This window comes from Oceanimonas marisflavi, from assembly GCF_003049725.1.
GTDB lineage: Bacteria > Pseudomonadota > Gammaproteobacteria > Enterobacterales > Aeromonadaceae > Oceanimonas > Oceanimonas marisflavi.
This window is the reverse complement of the sequence record NZ_QAGM01000024.1, coordinates 26,632-47,313: the sequence shown is the minus strand read 5'-3', so window position 1 is coordinate 47,313 and position 20,682 is coordinate 26,632. Positions and strand designations below refer to the sequence as shown.

Annotated in this window: 21 protein-coding genes; 16 read left to right on the top strand and 5 right to left on the bottom strand. The window is 60.0% G+C overall.

Annotated features, from left to right (window positions below; translation table 11 throughout):
* A partial coding sequence (locus DA373_RS13695) for a transposase (protein ID WP_157953669.1) occupies positions 1-208 on the top strand: 208 nt, incomplete at its 5' end.
* A 384-nt stretch (positions 209-592) separates the two neighbouring features.
* Here the strand turns inward: DA373_RS13695 and DA373_RS13690 are convergent.
* Complete coding sequence (locus tag DA373_RS13690) at positions 593-1,762, bottom strand: benzoate/H(+) symporter BenE family transporter (protein WP_269801428.1); 1,170 nt, start codon at positions 1,760-1,762, stop codon at positions 593-595.
* Between the two features lie 94 nt (positions 1,763-1,856).
* On the opposite strand from DA373_RS13690, the gene DA373_RS13685 reads away from it, so the two are divergent.
* Positions 1,857-2,417: a helix-turn-helix domain-containing protein gene (locus DA373_RS13685; RefSeq protein WP_107852870.1), complete on the top strand. Its 561-nt coding sequence runs from the start codon at positions 1,857-1,859 to the stop codon at positions 2,415-2,417.
* On the opposite strand, the gene DA373_RS13680 is transcribed toward DA373_RS13685, so the two are convergent.
* Positions 2,418-2,855 carry a CBS domain-containing protein gene (locus DA373_RS13680; protein ID WP_107852869.1) on the bottom strand — a complete coding sequence of 146 codons (438 nt, stop codon included), beginning with the start codon at positions 2,853-2,855 and terminating at the stop codon, positions 2,418-2,420.
* 199 nt (positions 2,856-3,054) lie between these two features.
* On the opposite strand from DA373_RS13680, the gene DA373_RS13675 reads away from it, so the two are divergent.
* From DA373_RS13675 to DA373_RS13620, 12 genes are all read left to right on the top strand, one after another.
* Positions 3,055-3,813, top strand: coding sequence for an energy transducer TonB (locus DA373_RS13675; RefSeq protein WP_107852868.1), 759 nt, complete (start codon positions 3,055-3,057; stop codon positions 3,811-3,813).
* 3 nt (positions 3,814-3,816) lie between these two features.
* Positions 3,817-4,437 (top strand): MotA/TolQ/ExbB proton channel family protein, encoded by a 621-nt coding sequence (locus DA373_RS13670; RefSeq protein WP_107852867.1) that lies wholly within the window; start codon positions 3,817-3,819, stop codon positions 4,435-4,437.
* Complete coding sequence (locus DA373_RS13665; RefSeq protein ID WP_107852866.1) at positions 4,434-4,856, top strand: ExbD/TolR family protein; 423 nt, start codon at positions 4,434-4,436, stop codon at positions 4,854-4,856. Before DA373_RS13670 ends, DA373_RS13665 begins: the two co-directional genes overlap by 4 nt.
* A 110-nt stretch (positions 4,857-4,966) precedes the next feature.
* Complete coding sequence (locus DA373_RS13660) at positions 4,967-5,161, top strand: hypothetical protein (RefSeq protein ID WP_107852865.1); 195 nt, start codon at positions 4,967-4,969, stop codon at positions 5,159-5,161.
* Positions 5,162-5,405: 244 nt separating this feature from the next.
* Positions 5,406-6,461, top strand: a complete 1,056-nt coding sequence (locus DA373_RS13655) for a BMP family protein (RefSeq protein ID WP_107852864.1) — start codon at positions 5,406-5,408, stop codon at positions 6,459-6,461.
* 538 nt (positions 6,462-6,999) lie between these two features.
* Positions 7,000-8,667, top strand: coding sequence for an energy-dependent translational throttle protein EttA (ettA, locus tag DA373_RS13650; RefSeq protein WP_107852863.1), 1,668 nt, complete (start codon positions 7,000-7,002; stop codon positions 8,665-8,667).
* Between the two features lie 285 nt (positions 8,668-8,952).
* Complete coding sequence (locus DA373_RS13645) at positions 8,953-9,423, top strand: hypothetical protein (RefSeq protein ID WP_107852862.1); 471 nt, start codon at positions 8,953-8,955, stop codon at positions 9,421-9,423.
* 6 nt (positions 9,424-9,429) lie between these two features.
* Positions 9,430-12,513 carry an NHL repeat-containing protein gene (locus tag DA373_RS13640; RefSeq protein WP_107852861.1) on the top strand — a complete coding sequence of 1,028 codons (3,084 nt, stop codon included), beginning with the start codon at positions 9,430-9,432 and terminating at the stop codon, positions 12,511-12,513.
* Between the two features lie 373 nt (positions 12,514-12,886).
* On the top strand, positions 12,887-14,002 hold the full coding sequence (locus DA373_RS13635; RefSeq protein ID WP_107852860.1) for a helix-turn-helix transcriptional regulator: 1,116 nt from the start codon (positions 12,887-12,889) through the stop codon (positions 14,000-14,002).
* 16 nt (positions 14,003-14,018) lie between these two features.
* Positions 14,019-14,369 (top strand): lysozyme inhibitor LprI family protein, encoded by a 351-nt coding sequence (locus DA373_RS13630; RefSeq protein WP_107852859.1) that lies wholly within the window; start codon positions 14,019-14,021, stop codon positions 14,367-14,369.
* A gap of 84 nt (positions 14,370-14,453) precedes the next feature.
* The gene (locus DA373_RS13625; RefSeq protein WP_107852858.1) at positions 14,454-15,161 is read left to right on the top strand and encodes an AzlC family ABC transporter permease; all 708 of its coding nucleotides are present in this window, start codon (positions 14,454-14,456) and stop codon (positions 15,159-15,161) included.
* On the top strand, positions 15,158-15,469 hold the full coding sequence (locus tag DA373_RS13620; protein WP_107852857.1) for an AzlD family protein: 312 nt from the start codon (positions 15,158-15,160) through the stop codon (positions 15,467-15,469). Before DA373_RS13625 ends, DA373_RS13620 begins: the two co-directional genes overlap by 4 nt.
* Before the next feature lie 303 nt (positions 15,470-15,772).
* On the opposite strand, the gene DA373_RS13615 is transcribed toward DA373_RS13620, so the two are convergent.
* Entirely contained in the window at positions 15,773-16,588 is an 816-nt protein-coding gene (locus DA373_RS13615) for a phytanoyl-CoA dioxygenase family protein (protein ID WP_107852856.1), read from the bottom strand.
* A gap of 95 nt (positions 16,589-16,683) precedes the next feature.
* Here DA373_RS13615 and DA373_RS13610 point away from each other — a divergent pair, with 95 nt between their 5' ends.
* Together DA373_RS13610 and DA373_RS13605 are read left to right on the top strand one after the other, a co-directional pair.
* Positions 16,684-17,589 carry a LysR substrate-binding domain-containing protein gene (locus tag DA373_RS13610; protein ID WP_107852855.1) on the top strand — a complete coding sequence of 302 codons (906 nt, stop codon included), beginning with the start codon at positions 16,684-16,686 and terminating at the stop codon, positions 17,587-17,589.
* On the top strand, positions 17,586-18,305 hold the full coding sequence (locus DA373_RS13605) for an alpha/beta fold hydrolase (RefSeq protein WP_107852854.1): 720 nt from the start codon (positions 17,586-17,588) through the stop codon (positions 18,303-18,305). Before DA373_RS13610 ends, DA373_RS13605 begins: the two co-directional genes overlap by 4 nt.
* Before the next feature lie 200 nt (positions 18,306-18,505).
* Here DA373_RS13605 and DA373_RS13600 read toward each other — a convergent pair whose 3' ends face one another.
* Together DA373_RS13600 and DA373_RS13595 are read right to left on the bottom strand one after the other, a co-directional pair.
* Positions 18,506-19,861 (bottom strand): Na+/H+ antiporter family protein, encoded by a 1,356-nt coding sequence (locus DA373_RS13600; protein WP_107852853.1) that lies wholly within the window; start codon positions 19,859-19,861, stop codon positions 18,506-18,508.
* 133 nt (positions 19,862-19,994) lie between these two features.
* On the bottom strand, positions 19,995-20,585 hold the full coding sequence (locus DA373_RS13595) for a DUF4202 domain-containing protein (protein WP_107852852.1): 591 nt from the start codon (positions 20,583-20,585) through the stop codon (positions 19,995-19,997).
* Positions 20,586-20,682 lie beyond the last annotated feature (97 nt).

Sequence of the window (20,682 nt, the reverse complement as noted above, 5' to 3'; positions counted from 1 at the left end):
CAGTGGAGCCAATCCGGTGATCCCACCAAGGAAGAACCGGATCAGCCCTCGGGATTACGATAAGGCACTGTATAAAGAGCGTAATTTGGTTGAACGCGCTTTCCAGAAGTTCAAGCATTACCGTCGTATCGCGACACGATATGAACGTGTCGCGAAACACTACACTGCCATGCTCCACCTCGTATCAACAGTGATATGGTTGGCATGATTGAGAACGCCCCCTAGCCTGTCTCTTGGTCACAAATATTATCGTTTGCTGTACCGTGCACTCTCGTCGGGCAAAGCGCACAGCTTCTCCGGCACGCCGTGAATACCTCCCTGTAGGCTCCACTGCGCCATCCATAGCGCAGAGGACGCGGCGAAGCTGACACCCTTTGCCCTCCTCAGAACGCTTGGCGCTGACTGACCGTATGCAGACAACGCCGATGTTGCCCGAAGCGGCAGTGGGGATTGCCGTAGCCGACCGTCAAATGTCAGGGATGACATTTGCCGAGCGTCCCACGGATGGGCTTGAAGCGTGTCGGCGAAGTGTAACCGCACTGATGCTTCGCATTGCGTCCTCTTTGGCAACTTGTGACCAAGAGACAGGCTTCTAGCTTACGGCTTCCAGCTTGCGTCGACGGTGGTTCAGCCAGTGCACACCGCCGCCCACCACCAGTCCCCAGAAGGCGCTGCCAATCCCCAGCAGGGAAACTCCCGAGGCCGTCACCATAAAGGTGAGCAGGGCCGCATCCCGCTCCTGCTCGTCACGCAATGCCACGGTCAGGCTGTTGCCAATGGTGCCCAGCAGCGCCAGGCCGGCAATGGCCATGATAAGCTCCCCGGGCAGGGCCGCAAACAGCGACACCACGGTGGCGGCGAACAGGCCCATCAGAATATAAAACAGGCCGGCCCAGAGGGTGGCTCTGTAGCGCCGCTCGGGGGCGGCATCCACCTCGGGGCCCATGCAGATGGCGGCGCTGATTGCCGCCAGATTAAAGGCAAAGCCGCCAAAGGGCGCCAGCAGCACCCCGGCCAGGCCGGTCACGCTTACCAGCGGCGAGGCCGGCACGTCATAACCATGGGCGCGCAGCACCGCCACGCCAGGTACGTTTTGCGAGGCCATGGTCACCATAAACAGCGGAATGCCCACGCCAATCAGACTGGCCAGACTGAACTCGGGCCACATCAGCACCGGCATGGCCGGCTGCCAGGTCAGCCGCTCCAGGTGCATCAGTCCCTGCCCTGCCGCCAGCGCCAGTCCGGTGAGCAGGCACAGGGGGATCACATAACGGGGCAGGCGCCGGCGCAGCGCCAGATACACCGCCAGCATGCTGATCACCAGCACGGGCGCCTGTTGTACCGATACAAACAAGTCCAGCCCGAAGTTAAGCAGCACGCCCCCCAGCATGGCCGCCGCCAGCCCGCCGGGCAGCAACCGCATGATGTGATCAAACCAGCCGGTCAGACCGCACAACAACAACAGCGCCGAGCTGAATAAAAATACCCCCACCGCCTCGCTCATGGGCAGGCCGGCCAGGGCGGTCACCAGCAGCGCCGCCCCGGGCGTGGACCAGGCGGTAAGCACCGGCTGGCGGTAACGCAGGGTCAGCAGCAGGGTAGTCAGGCCCGAGCCCAGCCCCAGCGCCCACATCCAGGAGCTGGTCTGGGCCTGGCTGGCACCGGCAGACGCCGCCGCCTGAAAGATAATGGCGGCCGAGCTGCTGTAGCCGACCAGCACGGCGATAAAGCCGGCGGAAAGGTGAGACAGGCTGAACATGATAAAGAAGCTCCGTTGTGCGTTATAACGCATAATGGCCGATGCTAGCAGAGGTATGCTATAACGCACAACACATCAGGATCACCGGACACCGCAGATGCAAGAGCCCAATCAATATCTGGCCACCACCCTGCGCCGGCTGCGCAAGGAGCGCGGCTGGAGCCTGGATGCCTGCGCCCAGGCCACCGGCGTCAGCAAGGCCATGCTGGGCCAGATTGAACGGGGCGAGTCCAGCCCTACCGTGGCGACCCTGTGGAAGATTGCTGGCGGCTTCAATACCTCACTGTCCACCTTTCTGGAGCCGGTACCCGAGTCCGGCCCTGGTCCCCTGTTCCGTCAGCCCGAGTCCCTGCGCCACCGGCCGGCCGGAGATGGCATGCTGGTCGCGCCATTGTTTCCGTTTGAAGCACGATTTGGATTCGAGATGCTGGAGCTGACCCTGTTACCCGGTTATCAGCGACTATCGGAGCCCCATGAGCCGGGGGTGATTGAACATGTGATTGTGCAGCAGGGTGAGCCGGAGCTGTTGCTGGACGGACACTGGCAGCGGCTGGGCCCGGGCGCGGCGGTGCGCTTTCACGGCGACCGGCCCCATGGTTATCGCAATACCGGTACATCAGAGGCGGTGTTTTACAATCTCATTCACTACCCGGCCTGATCAGGCCGGCTGAGCCTTCAGCAGCTCGGCGCACAGCCGCACAAAATCGGCTGAGGTCACCATGCCCTGCAGCCGGCCTTCCTCATCCACCACCGTCAGGCAGCCGTGCTTGTTGCTGAGAAAAAACGCCACCACTTCGGTCAGGGGCGCCTGCACATCCACACTTTCCAGATCCGCATCAAGAATTTCCACCACCCGGCATTCCCGCTCCCGCCGCTCCAGGGCACTGACGCCATAGTCCGACAGCAACTCCATAATGGTGGCGATAATGCGTTTTTGGGTCAGCACTCCCAGCAGCTTGCCGGTCAGCGGATCCACCACCGGAATATGGCGAATACTTTTTTCCCGCATCAGATCATGGGCGTCTTTAAGGGTTGCGGTCTGATCCAGCGTCAGCAGTTCGCGGGTCATGAGATCGCCAACCTGTTGCATGGCCATAAGAAACATCCTTTTTCTGTTTGTTACCATTAACACCTAGTATGTGCCCTGATTTGCCACCTCGCCGCCATGGTGTCACCAAAAATAAAAAGACCGACAAGATAAACCAAATGCAACCCATTATCATTTAAATAGACATTGATATAAAAATCCGTATGCTTTGGGGTTCATTCTTATCCGATTGCTTTAAAGGTGGACAGTGAGCCTGAAACGCTACGGCATCTTTGTTGCCTGCTCTTTATTACTGCATGGGCTGCTGGCGCATGCCATGGAGCACAGCCCCATGGAAATAGCCCTGGCGCCGGCCGACAATCCGGGGCCGGTAAGCGTGCGCATGATGCCGGCCGTCACCACCCCGCCCGAGCCTGCGCCTGAACCGGCTCCCGAGCCTGCGCCTGAACCGGCTCCCGAGCCTGCGCCTGAACCGGCTCCCGAGCCTGCGCCTGAACCGGCTCCCGAGCCTGTAAAGCCCAGACCCGAACCGGTAAAACCCAGGCCGCAACCCAGACCCGAGCCCGTAAAACCCAAACCGCAGCCCAGACCCGAGCCCGTAAAGCCCAGGCCAAAACCCGAGCCGGAACCGAAGCCGGAACCGGAATCCAGACCGGCGCCAGAGCCCAGGCCCGAGCCGGTCAGGCAGGCGGCCACACCTCAGCAACAGACAAAAAACAGTGCGCCAAAACGCATTGAAAAGCCGAGTTTCCGCACCCGGCCGGCGCCCATTTCCTACCCGGTTCAGGCGCGCCGCCGCGGTCTGGAAGGCACGGTAGTGGTGGAAGTCTGGCTGGATAAACAGGGTAAACAGACCAAGCGGCTGCTGGCCCGCTCCTCCGGCGTCAACCTGCTCGACAAGGCGGCGCTCAAGGCCATCGCCAAATGGCAATTCTCCGCCTACGAGGAAAACGGCCGGGCCCTGGAGCACCGCGTACAGATCCCCATTCGTTTCAAACTGGATTAAATCATGGCGTTTCTTAATCAACTGCACTCACAACTGGGCCTGATGAGCTGGCCCCTGATCATCTGCTCCATCATCACCCTGGCGCTGTGGCTGGAGCGGGGCCTGACCCTGCTCTGGACCAGCCTGCGTGGCGAGCAGGAAAAACGCCGGCTGCGCCGTCAGGGCCTGTCCTACCCTGACAGGGATGCCGAAGCGTCGGTGTCCATTATGTTGCAGGGCTGCCGGTTGCTGGTTCAGCATCAGGAATGCTCCAAAGCCATTCGTGAAGATCTGGCTGCGGTCTGGCTGCAGCAGCAACGCAGCCGGCTGCACGCCGGCCTGCGGGTACTGACTCTGGTGGGAGTGATAAGCCCGCTGCTGGGCCTGCTGGGCACGGTACTGGGCCTGATTGAAATGTTCAAAAGCATCGGTGCCAGCGGCGATCCGGTCACCCCCACCCTGCTGGCCGATGGCCTGGGTCTGGCCATGAGCACCACCGCCGCCGGCCTGCTGATCGCCCTGCCCGCCATCGCCGGCGCTCAGCTGTTCGGGCTCTGGGCCGATCGTCTGCTCGACCGTCTGACCCACGAGCTGAACCGCTGCAACCTGCATCTGGAAGGCCTCAAGGTAGGGGAAGCGGCATGATCAAAAACCCGGACGCCGGCCACAACGGCTGGAGCGCCCTCAGCCCGGATATTACGCCACTGCTCGATATCATTTTTATCGTGCTGGTGTTTTTGCTGCTGACCGCCAATATTCCGCTGCAGTCCCTTGAAGTGGATCTGCCCAAAAGCGACAGCGAGGCACTGTCGGTGGTGCAGGAGGACAAGAGCATGACCATCAACCTGCTGGCGGGCAGTCCGGCCTGGGCGCTGCAGGGAGAAAAATACGACGACTGGGCCGCGTTCAGGCCGGTGCTGGAGCAAAACCTTGAAAGCCTGAAAAAGGCAGAACTGATACTGGCCTCAGACAGCACGGTCACCGTGGACAACATGATGAAACTGCTGGCCTTTTTGCAGGAGCATGAGATCCAGGCCACCCAAATCCTGATGGAAAAAGAGTAATGGCCACGCGCCGGCAGCAGGAGGAGGACGAAAAATAATCAGCCGCCCTGCTTCTGGCCGTGACCCGGTCATGCTATAAGCAAGGCTTCTTCTTTACCGGAAGTGCTTCGATGAAAACCATCAAAATAAGAAAAGGCTTGCTCTCCTGCGTAGTGATGGTGGCGCTGTGGACGCCCCTGCTGGTGTCTGCCGCCGCCATCGACAAACACGCGCAAAAACCGGTCTGGATGGACTGGGCGTTTCTGGGCAACACCGTGGTGTCTGCCTGCCTGACCCGCTGGTGCAATAACCGGGACCCAGAGTAACCCGATGCCGCAGGGATGCGGTATTATCCAGGCTTCCTCTTTATTCCCTGCCGTGTTTTCTTCCCGCTCAGCGGCGCAGACCCTCTCCCCGATCACATTTACGCACCGATTTTTGCATTTTCTGTGATCAAAACCGCACCCAAAGCAACATTCATTTAACAACAACAAGACCAAAGTATAGGGTGTGCCTCACCAGAAAGGTTCACAACAAAACCTTAATACTGAAACAATCAAGGATGAAACCATGAACAACACCATGCGCAACCTGCTCGTCGCCGCCGGCCTGGCACTCACTCCCCTGGCTCAGGCCATGGCTGCCGACAAGGCCGATATTGCCGTGCTGATCCCCGGCAAGCACAACGACGGCGGCTTTATGCAGGCTGCCCACACTGGCTACGAAAAGATTCGTGATCAGCTGGATGTGAACGCCAGCTTTGTATCCAATATCTCCGCCACCTCGGATCCGGTTCTGCTCACCGAGGCCATGCGCGAGCTGGCCCAGAAAGGCCCGGACATGATCATCGCCCACGGCGGTCAGTGCAACGGCCCGGCCGAGACCGTGAGCCAGGAATTCCCCGACATCAAATTCGTGGTGATTCAGGGCCATGTACAGGGTCCCAACCTGTCCAGCTATGTGGTGCGCCAGGAAGACTCCGCCTGGCTGGCGGGCGCGCTGGCGGGCCTGACCACCGAATCGGACGTGGTGGGCCACATCTCCGGCGCCTGGCCCAAGCCCGGCCTGATTGGCCGCGCCGCCTTTTATGACGGCCTGATGCACGTGAACCCGGACGCCAAATACCTGACCTGGTTCACCGGCGATCTGGACAACACCGGCATCAACGCCGAGGCCGCCGCCGCCGAAATCGCTCATGGCGCCGACGTGATTTACACCATGCTCAACGCCGGCCGCCAGGGCGTGGTTGACGAGATCAAAAAGCACAACGGCGAGGTGCGCCATATCGGCAACGTGTCCGACTGGACCCAGGTGGACGACACCTTTGTGGGCTCGGCAGTGGCCGATGCCAGCGTAGCCATTCTCAACGCCGCCCAGGACTTCACCACTGGCAAGTGGCAGCCCAACCAAATCACCGAAATCGGCCTCGGCCAGGGTGACGTGGTCAAGCTGACCCTGGCGGACGACGTTTCCCCCGAGGTGCGGGCGAAACTGGACGAGCTGGCCGAAAAGCTGATCAGCGGCGAAATCACCATGAAAACCACCTATGAAGGCAAGGAGTTCCACCCCGCCACCGGCGACTTTGTGGAACAGTCCTTCAAGGAAACCCTGAAGACCAAGTCCTGATAACAAAGCCCCGCTCGTTGAGCGGTGCTTTGTCAGAGCGCAATGCGAAGCAGCGCGTCTGTCAGACCGAGCAACACCGTCGGGTAAAGCGCACTGCTTCGCCGACACGCCGTAAACCCATCCTTGGGGGCTCCGCTGCGCCATCCCTGGCGCAGAGGGTACGGCGAAGCAGACACCCTTTCCCCTCCGTGCTATGCACCGAGTTGCATGACAATGTTTACCTGTCAGCTCCGGATTTTCACGAAGCAGCAGCAGGGATTGCCGTAACCGACCGTCACATGCCAGGGATGGCATGTGCCGAGCGCCCCACGGAGGGGCTTGAAGCGTGTCGGTGGAGGTAACCCTGCTGCTGCTTCGCACTGCGCCCCCCCTGCCAGCCAGGATCTTCGCTTTTCACTCTACTCCCCACTGGCATTCCCCGCCCAGCCAAGTACCATATAGCGCCATGGCCCTGCGTTGGCCGCAGGCGTTGGGATCCTCCCGCCACAGCCTGCCGAAAAGGCCTGTCAACTCACTGATTTATCAGGACAATATAGAAATGGCTCAATTTGTTTACACCATGCACCGCGTGGGCAAGGTGGTTCCGCCCAAGCGTCATATTCTGAAAAATATCTCCCTGTCGTTCTTCCCCGGCGCCAAAATCGGCGTACTGGGTCTGAACGGCGCCGGTAAGTCCACCCTGCTGCGCATCATGGCCGGCATCGACACCGAGATTGAAGGTGAAGCCCGCGCCCAGCCCGGCATCAAGATCGGTTACCTGCCTCAGGAGCCCCAGCTCAACCCCGAGCACACGGTGCGCCAGGAAGTAGAGGAAGGCGTGGCCGAAGTGGCCGGCGCCCTCAAGGAGCTGGACGAGGTCTACGCCGCCTACGCGGATCCGGACGCCGACTTCGACAAGCTGGCCAAGCGTCAGGGCGAGCTGGAAGCCATTATTCAGGCCCACGACGGCCACAACCTGGACAACCAGCTCGAGCGCGCCGCCGACGCCCTGCGTCTGCCCCCCTGGGATGCCGTGATCGGCAACCTCTCCGGTGGTGAGCGCCGCCGCGTGGCCATGTGCAAGCTGCTGCTGGAAAAGCCCGACATGCTGCTGCTGGACGAACCCACCAACCACCTGGACGCCGAGTCCGTGGCCTGGCTGGAGCGTTTCCTGCACGACTACGAAGGCACAGTAGTGGCCATTACCCACGACCGTTACTTCCTCGACAACGTGGCCGGCTGGATCCTGGAGCTGGACCGGGGTGAAGGCATTCCGTGGGAAGGCAACTACTCTTCCTGGCTGGAGCAGAAAGATCAGCGTCTGTCTCAGGAAGCTTCTTCCGAAGCCGCTCGCCAGAAGTCCATTCAGAAAGAACTGGAGTGGGTGCGCCAGAACCCCAAGGGCCGTCAGGCCAAGTCCAAGGCCCGTATGGCCCGCTTTGAAGAGCTGCAGAACCAGGACTTCCAGAAGCGCAACGAGACCAATGAACTGTTCATTCCGCCCGGCCCCCGCTTGGGTGACAAGGTGATCGACGTTGAACACCTGACCAAGTCCTACGGTGACCGGGTTCTGATTGACGATCTGTCGTTCAGCATTCCCAAGGGCGCCATTGTCGGCATTATCGGCCCCAACGGCGCCGGCAAGTCCACCCTGTTCCGCATGCTCACCGGTGCCGAGCAGCCGGATTCCGGAGCCATCACTCTTGGGGACACCGTGCAGCTGGCCTCGGTGGAGCAGTTCCGCGACGCCATGGACAACAACAAGACCGTATGGGAAGAAGTGTCCGGCGGCCTGGACATGATGCGCATCGGCAACCTGGAGATCCCCAGCCGCGCCTACCTGGGCCGGTTCAACTTCAAGGGCGTTGATCAGCAGAAGCGGGTCGGCGAGCTGTCTGGTGGTGAGCGTGGTCGCCTGCACATGGCCAAGCTGCTGCAGACCGGCGGCAACGTGCTGCTGCTGGACGAACCCACCAACGATCTGGACGTCGAAACCCTGCGCGCGCTGGAAAACGCCCTGCTGGAATTCCCCGGCTGCGCCATGGTGATCTCGCACGACCGCTGGTTCCTCGACCGTATCGCCACCCATATTCTGGACTACCAGGACGAGGGCAAGGTGGAATTCTTCGAAGGCAACTTCACCGAATACGAAGAGTGGAAGAAGAAGACCTACGGCGCCGAGGCCATTCAGCCCAAGCGTATCAAGTACAAGCGCATCGCCAAGTAAGCGCTCGCCTTCATGCCAAAGCCCGCAATCGCGGGCTTTTTTGTGCCCGTTGTTTGCCCTGCAAAAGCAAAACTATCCATTTGGATGGTTCGCTCGCCAAAGCGCTTGCCTATTGTCAGGCATGACCGGGGCATGTCTTGGCAACCCGATATCAAGGCATGTGCACGATCTACGCCGTGCCACCCGAATGATTCACCATTTTTACCCTTCCGAGGCAAGGGTAAAAACAGGCCCAGACACAACTGTTGGGCTTCACGGAAAGCAAAAGCAAAAGGGGGTTAGGCCATGAACTCCAAAACACTAGGTTACCGCGCCCGGCAAAAGCGCTTTTATCGCTTGTTGCTGGTGGCGCTTTTGCTGTTGGGTGTCACGCCATTCAGCGCACATCTGCATGCGGATCAGGGGCGCAACTTCGCCGGCTTCTATGCCTTCAGTGAGGTGCGTGAAGAAGGCTTTGACGTGTTGTTAACCCTTCACCTCAAGGTGTTCAATGTGGGAAATATCAACATTGAAGCCGCCGATGTCACTTTGGGAGATGACTTCTTTCCCGAGCAGGGGATTGCCGAACTCGGCTCTATGACTCTGCTTACTCAGGAGTACGATCGGCTGCATTCCCCCTTGCGCGTTTCCCCCGAGCTCTATAACCACTGGCATCAGCACCCGCCCATGATTCAAGTGTGGTTTGTGGATGATGGCGGCCAGGAGCAGGTTTTTCCGGTGGAGCTGATGTTCATGCCCGGACTGAAAGAGGAGTAAACAACCATGTTCAAACACCTGTTTATCTTATTGTTACTGCTCTTCTGCACTCAGGTGCAGGCGGCCGGTATCATCACCACCTATGCCGGTGGCGGCCCCAATGCCCTGCCGGCGGTCAACGCAAATCTGTATGCGCCTTTCGGTGTTGTGGTCGACAACGCCGGCAACACTTATGTTGCAGCGCTTGAGCAGCACAGGGTATTCAAAATTGACAGCAGTGGTGAACTCACCGTGGTCGCCGGCAATGGCATCTTGGGCTTCAGCGGCGATGGCGGAGACGCCACCCATGCTCAACTTCATCAGCCATGGGGTGTGACGCTGGATACCGCGGGAAATCTCTATATCGCCGATAACCGAAACCACCGCATTCGCCGGGTCGATGCCGACACGGGCGAGATTGACACCGTGGCCGGCAATGGCAGTAGTGGCTTTAGCGGCGATGGCGGGCAGGCCACCAGCGCCAATATCTCGTATCCACGAGATGTGGAAATAGATTTGTATGGCAACCTCTATATCGCCGACAGTGGTAATAACCGCATTCGTATGGTCGATACCACCGGCATTATCACCACCCTGGCCGGCAATGGCAGCTTCGGTTTCAGCGGCGATGGCGGACCCGCCACCAGTGCTCAACTCGGGTTCCCAATAGGTGTGGCTGTGGACACCAATGGCAACCTCTATATCGCCGACGTGGGTAATCATCGTATTCGAAAGGTCGATGCCGACACGGGCGAGATTGACACCGTGGCCGGCAATGGCAGTGAGGGCTTTAGTGGCGATGGCGGACCTGCCACCAGTGCTACACTCTCGACTCCAACCGGTGTGACGCTGGATACCGCGGGAAATCTCTATATCGCCGATTACCAAAACCACCGTATTCGGCGGGTGAATGCCCTTACCGGCGAGATTGACACCGTGGCCGGCAATGGCAGCTTCGGCTTCAGCGGCGATGGCGGAGCCGCCATCAGCGCTGAACTCGCATATCCATTCGCTGTAGCAGTAGATACCGCCGGCAACCTCTATATTGCCGACAGGAGTAATCATCGTATTCGAAAGGTCGATGCCACCGGCACGATAAGCACCCTGGCCGGTAATGGCAGTCTCTATTACAGCGGCGATGGTGAAGAAGCCACTCATGCCAGCCTGGATACTCACAGCGCGGCGCTGGATACCAATGGCAACCTCTATATCGCCGATTACCGAAACCACCGTATTCGGCGGGTGAATGCCCTTACCGGCGAGATTGACACCGTGGCCGGCAATGGCAGCTTCGGCTTCAGCGGAGATGGCGGACCCGCCACCAGTGCTCAACTCCGGTCCCCAGTGGGTGTGGCGGTGGACACCAATGGCAACCTCTATATCGCCGACGGGGGTAATCATCGTATTCGAAAGGTCGATGCCGACACGGGCGAGATTGACACCGTGGCCGGCAATGGCAGTAGTGGCTTCAGCGGCGATGGCGGGGCCGCCACCAGTGCCCTATTCAGATATCCACAGGACGTAGCGGTGGATACGGCGGGCAACCTCTATATCGCCGATACATCTAATCATCGCATTCGCAAGGTCGATGCCAGTACCGGCATCATTACCACAGCGGCCGGTAATGGCAGTGAGGGCTTTAGCGGCGATGGCGGCCACGCCACCAGTGCTGAGCTCGATAGGCCGTTCGGTGTGGCGCTGGATAACGATGGCAACCTTTATATCGCCGACAGCAGTAATCATCGTATTCGACGGGTGGACGCCCTCACCGGCATCATCGACACCGTCGCCGGCAATGACAGTTCTGGCTTCAGCGGCGATGGCGGCCTCGCCACCAGCGCCAATATCTCGTTTCCACGAGATGTGGAAATAGATTTGTATGGCAACATCTATATCGCCGACAGTGTTAATAACCGCATTCGTATGGTCGATACCACCGGCATTATCACCACCCTGGCCGGCAATGGCAGCTTCGGCTTCAGCGGCGATGGCGGACCCGCCACCAGTGCTCAACTCCGGTCCCCAGTGGGTGTGGCGGTGGACACCAATGGCAACCTCTATATCGCCGACGGGGGTAATAATCGTATTCGCCTCGTGACCCCGGAGCAGCCGCCGCTGGCGAATGCCAGCGGCCCCTACAGCGTCAATGAGGGCGGCACTGTGGTGCTGGACGGCAGCGCCAGCACCGACCCGGACGGTGACCCCCTCACCTATGCCTGGGACCTGGACAACGACGGCCAGTTTGATGACGCCAGCGGCGTTAACCCCAGCTATGTGGCCGGCAGCCAGTTGGGTGCCATGACCATTGCCCTGCAAGTGACCGACCTCAGCGGGGCCAGCGACAGCGCCACCACCACGGTGACCGTGCAGGATGTGGCGCCGGTCATTAATCTCTTTAGCGCCAATGATGAACCCCTTATGCTGGGCAACCCGGCCGAGGCCCATGCCGTGCTCAGCTGCGCCAGTGGTGATGTCTGCACCGCCCAGCTCGACTGGGGCGATGGCACCACAGAAGCGGTGGTGCCGGCCGATGGCAACGTGACCCTGGCGCGTACCTACGCCAATCCCGGGGTATATGCCCTGCACCTGACCCTGAGCGATGACGACGGCAACAGCCTGAGCCAGAGCTACCAGTATGTGGTGGTGTTTGACGCCAGCGGCTCCTTTGTCACCGGTGGCGGCCATATTCAGGTGCCCGCCGGCGCCATGCCGGCCAAACCCGAGCTGAGTGGCCAGGCCAACTTCGGCCTGGTGGCCAAATACCAGAAAGGCAAACAACTGCCTCAGGGCCACACCGAGTTTCGCTTTCAGGTTGGCGAGCTGAACTTCCGCTCCCTTGTTTACGACTGGCTGGTGGTGGCCGGTGCCCAGGCCAAGTACAAGGGCACCGGGCAGATCAACGGCGGCGGTGAATACGGCTTTATGGTCTCGGCCACCGACGGCGATCTGCTGGGCAGCAGCGCCGACAAGTTCCGCATCAAGATCTGGGACAAGAACAACAACGATGAGGTGGTGTTCGACAACGAGCCCGGGGCCGATGACGATGCCGCCCCCACCAGCACCCTCAGCGGTGGCCAGATCGTGATTCATGAAAGCAAGGGCAAGAAATAATCCGCCGGAATGGCAGCTGCGGCTGCCATTCTTTTTCTTCTGCTCCCTCCCCCAGCCACATGCTCCCATTGTTCAACCGCCAATGAACGGCGCATCATGGTCTAGTCTTATTCCTCAGGGATAAAAATGAATTAACCGGATCCAACGGTGCTGCCGCAACCGGGGACAGCACAAAGGCACGCGGCGTCCTTATCTCTGGGGGTATCGCCACGCCACTGACCGCCATGAATGGCGTAAATGCCGGCTATTTTCCGGCCCTGGCGCGAAGCGTTTGCCTTGCCACACCCGGCCGCTGCCATTGGTGATCTGCCATTCAGGACAGCTCGTAAACTAACAGGGATAACAGCGGCCTGCTCAGCCGTTGAAAACAGGCATGACCAACAATACCCTGCTGATGTTGATCGACGCCATCTATGCCGCCGCCGCGGACCCGGCCCTGTGGCCGACGGCCGCCCGCGAAATTCAGCGCGCCATTGGCGGACACAGTGTCAACCTGATACTGGAAGACACCGTGGATGCACGGTTGAATTGCATTTTCAGCAATGGCGTCACAGCGGCAGAGGTGGAGCGCTATCAGCGCGAAATCATGGGCCGGGATGAACTGACCGAGCTGCTGAATACCATACCGCCCGGCAGGGCATTTACCAGCCAGGCCCATTTTGATCTGCATGATCTGCACGCGCTGTATTGCTATGAAAATTTCTACGAAAGCCTGGGATACACTCATTTCAATGCCGGCCTGTTTTACCATGACCACCAGCGCCGTGGCTGGCTCTCGGTCACCAGGAGCCATCTTGACCCCCTGTTTACTCTCAATCAGCAAATGCTGATGCAGGCATTATTGCCTCACCTCAATCGTGCCTTTCACATCAATATTCAACTGCTGGAAGCGCAGCTGAAATCCCGCATCGCAATGGACTCACTTGAATATATCAGTGCTGCCGCCGCCTTGCTGAACCAACAGGGCCGAGTGGTATATCACAATCAGAAGGCCATGCCCTATCTGTGCAAATGTGGCGTTGCTGCCGGCGACGTGACCCTGCGGCTGCCAGATGCAAAGGCAAACAGACGACTGCACATCCAGATAGCGGCCATGAGCGGGTTAAAGGGTGAGCTGGATGGCGGCATAGAGACTTTTCTGGAGCAGGGCATCAACAAAACGGCGCTCTGCTTTCCCTGGCGTGGCAGCGAACAGCAATGCGACTGGCTGGGCCAGGTCGCCCATTGCATCGTGTTTATCGTGTCTCCTGCTGCCGGGCCCCCAAGGGCGAAGCTGATGCAACAGCTGTTTGCTATCAGCGAGGCCGAATGCCGAGTACTGCAACAGTTGCTGAACGGCAGCCGGGTCTGCGACATCGCCAAAAAGCTATGTATCAGCGAAGCCACGGTGCGCTTTCATATTCGCAACCTGTTGCATAAAACCCAGACTCAAAGCCAGACGGAATTACTGTCCAGGGTATTCCGTACCATCAGCGTAATGGTGCGCTAACCAACGGAGGTAACCAATGCAACTCGTTCGATATATACTCATCATTCATCTGCTGCTGCCCACTCTTACTTTCGCCGCCACTCAGGTAGAGCTGAACGAGCAATCCCACCAAGAATACCTGGTCGCCGACAAGGCGTTGAACGAAACCTATGGCCGGCTGATGGACAGCCTTTCACCCAACCGCCGGCAAAAACTCAAAACCGCCCAGCGCGCCTGGCTGCGCTTTCGCGATGCTCAGGCCGAGCTGGTGTCGTCGGCCTGGGAAGGCGGCTCCATACGACCACTCATTCACAGTGAAGAGCTGAAACGCCTGACCGAGCAACGCACTCGGGAGCTGCAACAACAGCTACAGAATGAAAGCAACTGAGCCCGCCGCGAACTGTGATCCCCACGCCTCGTCCTTGTTGCTCTCTATGGTATGCTGTCGGTTTTACAGTTTCGCGGGAACCTTATGGACACCTATGCGGCCCAGGCCCAGCTGGACCGGCAGGACACCTGGCAGGGCTTTAAACAGCTGCTGCCCCTTTCCTTTTTTGTGGCGGCCTTTGGTCTGGCCTTTGGCCTGGCGGCGCACCAGACCGGGCTCAGCGATGGCCAGATCGTGCTGATGAGCGCCACCGTGTTCGCCGGCACCTCCCAGTTCGCCGCCCTCGATATCTGGGGGCTGCAGGTGCCCGTGGTGCCGCTCGCCATCACCACCTTTGCCATTAACGCCCGCCACCTGCTGATGGGCGCCACCCTCTACCCCTGGCTGCGCCACCTGCCACCCGCCAAACGCTACGGCATTATGCTGTTTGCCTCCGACGCCAACTGGGCGCTGGCCATGCAGCATTTTCACAAGGGCGAGCGGGCCCTGGGCATTCTGTTTGGCGGCGGCATGGCGATATGGGGCTTCTGGATGGCCGGCACCTTTCTCGGCATTCGCTTTGGCAGCGCCATTGAAGATCCGGTAAGCATTGGTCTCGACATGGTACTGGGCTGCTTTCTGCTGGCCATGGCCCTGGGGGCCCGTAAGGATTTGCGCACCCTGGCCATCTGGGTGGTGGCCGGGCTGAGTTCCATGGCGGCATACTGGTGGCTGCCGGAAAACAGTCATGTGGTGGTGGGCGCCCTGGCCGGTGGCGTACTGGGCGCGACTTGGATGGAGAAGGGAGAATGATGCTCGACACCGCCGGCAACGGCACCCTGCTGATTATCGCCGTCATGGCCGTGGTCACCCTGTTTACCCGCCTGGGCGGCGTACTGGTGATGTCCTTTATTCCCATCAACCGCCGGGTGCAGAACTTTATCAGCGCCATGTCGGGCTCGGTGCTGATCGCCATTCTCACCCCCCAGGCGGTGAACGGCGACGGCGGCGCCCGCGCCGCCCTGCTGGCCACCGGCCTGGTGATGCTGGTGCTGAAAAAGCCCCTGCCCGCCATCGCCGCCGGCGTGCTCACCGCGGCGCTGTGGCGGCAAGTTCTATAATAAAGCGAGAAGTCAAAAGCCAGAAGCGATGGGTAGCTGCCGCTTTAGCCGGCAGGGCCTGTGCAACAGGCCTTTAATGCAGATTTGCCTGACAGTTTGCGCCGGCTGAAGCGGCGCCTACAGGTGGTAGCATGCAGACAACGACGATGTTGACCGAAGCAACAGTGGGGATTGCCGTAGCCGACCGTCACCTGCCAAGGAAGGCAGGTGCCGAGCGCCCCATGGATGGGCTTGAAGCGTGTCGGCGTAGCGCAACCGCACTGCTGCTTCGCATTGCGCTACGACTCTAAACACAGAGCGGAATTAACGGCGCCATACCACCGGGAACCAGTCTTCGCGCATTTTGTCGCCGGTTTGCAGGTTAATGCCGTCAAAGGGCGGTGAGGTGGGGCCACCCCGGTTCACGTAACGTACGTCGTCGCCCATAAAGCGGGTGGAAAAGGCCCGGCGGCGGTGTTGTGTCTGGTTGCCCGGTGCGCCGTGCACGGTTTTGAAGTTGAACAGCAGGGCGTCGCCCAGCTCCAGCTCGGGGATCATGATCTCGAAGTCGCCGTTGTCGATGTCCGGCATCTCCATATAGGGGCTGTCGTCGCTGTACCAGGAAGCATTGGTGGACCACTTGCTGGGGCGAATGGGCTTGGGCCAGCAATGAGAGCCCAGCACCACCTGCAAAGCGTTTTCCGGAGTGATGGGATCCAGCGGTATCCAGTAGCTGCCGGTCTGATCGCCGTCCACGCAGTAATAGGGGTTGTCCTGATGCCAGGGGGTGGCCTTGGAGGTGCCCGGCTCCTTAACCAGAATATGTTCGTGAAACACCTGGATGGCGTTCGAGCCGGTGGCTTCACCCACAATGGCGGCCCCGGGAGACTGCTCAATCCACTGGCGAAATTCGGGAATGCGCTGCCAGTTGCAGTAATCTTCAAAGAAACGACCGGTCTCGGTGCCGGTGACGTTTTCCCGGCCATGCTCACTCGGATCGTTAAGCACCCGGTCAAAGCCGGCGCGTAGCGGTTCAATCCAGTCCTTGAATGCACCCTTGATCACTATGGCGCCATCACGCTGGTAGGCGGCAATTTGCTCGTCAGTAAGCCAGGTTTTGCTGGCGGTGGCCGTGGTCATGTTTCACTCCTTCCCCGGTGTGTGATTACGGCTCGACTTTAACAGCTTTTTTACATAGCATAAAAATACAGTTTCAATATAAAGCTCATAGCATAATGGCTATACCTTTTACCTTTCGCCAGCTCGGCTATTTTGTGGCCGTGGCCCAGCACGGCAGTATCAGCAAGGCGGCAGAATCGTTGCATGTGTCCCAACCTTCGGTGTCCGTGGCCATTACCCAGCTGGAAGGCCTGCTGGGCCAGCCGCTGTTTCAGCGCCACCGGGGTCAGGGCGTGAGCCTGAGCCCCAGGGGAGAAGTGCTGTTCAGGGAAGCCCGGCATATTCTGACCCTTTCCCACAACCTGCTCGATGACCAGCTGCAACATGATTCCGATGTGGAAGGCCGGCTGGTGCTCGGCTGCTTTCGCGACATTGCTCCCTATTATCTGCCCCGGCTGGTAAGCGAGTTTGAACGCCGTTACCCGCGCATTCGGGTGATCATGCAGGAGCAGGATCTGGCGGGGGTACGCCAGGGGCTGGAACAAGGCAAGGCCGAGCTGGTGCTGAGCTATGGCCTGGGGCTGCCGCCGGATTGCAGCACCCATGTGCTGGACGAGCTTGCGCCCTATGCCCTGCTGCCAGCCCGGCACCCGCTGGCAGGCCGGGCTCAACTGTCTCTGGCGGAGCTGGCCGAGGAAACCCTGATATTGCAGGATCTGCCCCTGACCCGGGAATATTTTCTGTCGCTGTTCTGGCACCGGGATCTGCAGCCGGCCCGCATTCACCATACCCTGTCGTTTGAAATGCAGCGGGGCCTGGTGGCCCACGGCCACGGCGTGGCGCTGTCGTGCACCCGGCCCGCCGGGGATCACAGCTACGACGGCGCGCCCATTGCCTGCCTGCCCCTCAGCGATGAGGTGCCGCCCCAGCGGGTGGTGCTGGCCCGCTCCCCGGCCTTTCCGCTGTCGCTGCCGGCCCGGCTGTTTGTGGAGCAGGTCACCGGCCGGCCCGCCAGTTCATGAGTCACGGCTGGATATTGCTGCGTGGCCTGGCCCGGGAATGTCGCTACTGGGGCGACTTTCCCGAGCGGCTGGGGGCGCCGGTGCAGTGCCTGGAGCTGGCCGGCAACGGTATTTATCACCGGCAAGCAAGCGCCACCACCATAGCCGCCATGGTGGAACAGCTGCGCCAGGAGGTCAGGCTCACCGGGCCGGTAAACCTGCTGGGATTATCCATGGGGGGCATGATCGCCACCGAATGGGCCGCCCGCTATCCGCAGGAAGTGGCCGGCCTGGTGCTGATCAACTCAAGCTGCGCCCTCAGTCCATTCTGGCAACGGCTGCGCCCGGGCGCTCAGTTTGGGATATGGCTGGCCTTGCTGCTGCCCCGGAAACAACGGGAAGCCCTGGTGTACCGGCTGACCTGCGCCCGCCCCGAACATCGCCACGCTACCCTGCAAGACTGGGTTCGCTACGCCAACCAATATCCGGTGGCGCGCAGCAACTTTGTGCGCCAGCTGGTTGCCGCCGCCCGCTACCGGCTGCCTGCTCAGGCACCGAGTGTCTCCCCGCTGGTGCTGTGCAGCCGGGGCGATCGCCTGGTGAATCCGCGCTGCAGCCACATACTCGCCCGGCACTGGCACACGCAAGTGTACGAACACCCCCGGGCCGGCCACGATCTGCCTCATGACGACCCGGAGTGGGTGCTGAATAAATTGGCAAGTTATGTGAGCAGATAAGAAAAAAGCGCCTTTCGGCGCTTATACAGGTGGGCTGCCCGCTGCTTGACTCAAAGGGTTGCCGTAGGTTGGAATGAGCACTGCGAATTCCAACATTTCGCAGTCGACTTTATGTTGCGATTCGCTTCGCTCATCGGCAACCTACGCGATCCCTTCAACCAGGATGATGGCTTGCCCCGATAAATCGGGGCAAGCAGTGGTTACAGCACCTGGGCCGCTATCCAGCCAAAGATCACCAGCGGAATATTGTAGTGAATAAAGGTGGGGATCACCGAGTCACGAATATGATCGTGCTGGCCGTCGGCGTTCAGGCCGGCGGTGGGCCCCAGGGTGGAGTCGGACGCCGGCGAGCCGGCATCGCCCAGGGCACCGGCGGTGCCCACCAGCGCCAGGGTGGCCAGGGGCGAAAAGCCAAAGCTGATGGCCAGGGGCACATAGATGGCGGCAATGATCGGAATGGTGGAAAACGACGAGCCGATGCCCATGGTGATAAACAGGCCCACCAGCAGCATCACCAGTGCCGCCAGCCCCGGATTGTCACCAATCAGGTCGCCGGAGCCCGCCACCAGCTCGGGAATGGCGCCCGATGCCTTCATTACCCCGGCAAAACCGGACGCAGCGATCATGATAAAGCCGATCAGCGCCATCAGCCGCATGCCCTGAGTGAACACGTCATCCTGATCCTTCCACTTGAACAGACCGTTCATCGACAGCAGGGCAAAGCCCAGCAATCCACCCAGCACCATGGAGCCGGTGGTCAGCTGCACCATGAGGGCGCCGACAATGGCCACGCCAATCATGGTCAACTGCTTGCGGCTGAGTTTCGGCCGGGTGACTTTCTCACCCTTTACCTCGTTCAGCGGTGACTGATAGCCCCGGGGGCGACGATAGCTGAACAGCACCGCCACCAGCAGCCCCAGCACCATGCCCACTGCCGGGATCATCATGGCCCTGGGGGCCATGCCGGTGCTGACATGCATGCCCAGCTCTTCACCGGCCTGGTTCACGCTGTTGGTGAGAATGTCGTTAAGGAAAATGGTGCCAAAGCCCACCGGCGTGGTCATGTACATAATGGTGATGCTGAAGGTGATCACACAGGCCACGGCGCGCCGGTCTAGCTGCAACATGTTCATCAGTCCGAGCAGGGGCGGCACCAGAATGGGAATAAAGGCGATATGCACCGGCACCACGGTACCCGATGCCGCCCCCACCAGGATCAGCGCCACAAACAGCAGCCATTTTACGCCGCCAGCCTGGCTGCCTCCTTCCCGAGAAGCATCACGCCGTGCGCCCACCCAGGCCAGGGCCTTGTCGGACACCATGGTAGTAATGCCGGTACGCGACAGCGCTACCGCAAAAGCCCCCAGCGTGGCGTAAGCCAGTGCTACCGTGGCGCCACCGCCCAGGCCCTCGTTAAAGGCCGAAATCACCTGGTCTACCGACATGCCGGCCCAGAGCCCGCCCACCAGGGCCGCCACCACCAGTGAAAACACCACCGATACCCGGGCCAGACACAGGCCCACCATTACCAAAATCGCCAGCACTATGGCATTCATAGGATCCTCTCCCCTCTCGCTAACATCCTGTTTAAGAGTGCACCGGCCCCGGCACACAACAAAAAATTAACACCAATAACAAAATTGAAATGAATATAATTTTTGCATGACGCACATAACCTTTTAGCTATGTTCAGCCGGTCAGGGCCTTGCCCACCAGCGCCTGCATGGCCGGAGACAAGGGCAGCGCCAGCGCCGCCTGATGGCCTTGTTCCGACATTTTTCGCCAGGTTTTAGCGATAATATCGACCACCTTGCTCTCATCATGACGGGCGGCAAAGTCTTCCAGGTAATACTGCAGGAATACCAGACAAATCACGTCTTCCAGAGTCTGCACACTCTCATCCTGCTTGAGCCGCTGTTTTCGTAACAGCTCGCTGACCCGCTGTTGCTCATCATCGCCGTACCCTGCTTCAGCCATCAATTTCGTGGTGAGATCGGCATGATATTGCGCCAGTTCGCTGCGCCAGCGCTGGTAACCGGCTCTGTTCATGAGGTAACCGGATCGGGGAATGGCCCAGCGGCGAACATGCTGAGCCCGGGCGGCAATGTGCAGCAGTTCGCCGGCATCGGGAGCGAACTCGGAAAGCTGCTGGCTCATTCGCTCGCTGTAGAGCAATTCCTTTGGCCAGTCCTTTCCTGCGTGGGTCTGAAGGTTGGGATCCTGAGCGTTAATTTGATCAATGGCGGATATTACGCGCTCCAGGCGCGATGAAGACGACATTTGGCTGACTCCTTGCACACAATGCCGCAATGATACCGGCTGCGCCGCCGCAGCTCGAGCCCGATGCACAAAAAATACAAAAACGCATTGATGCATT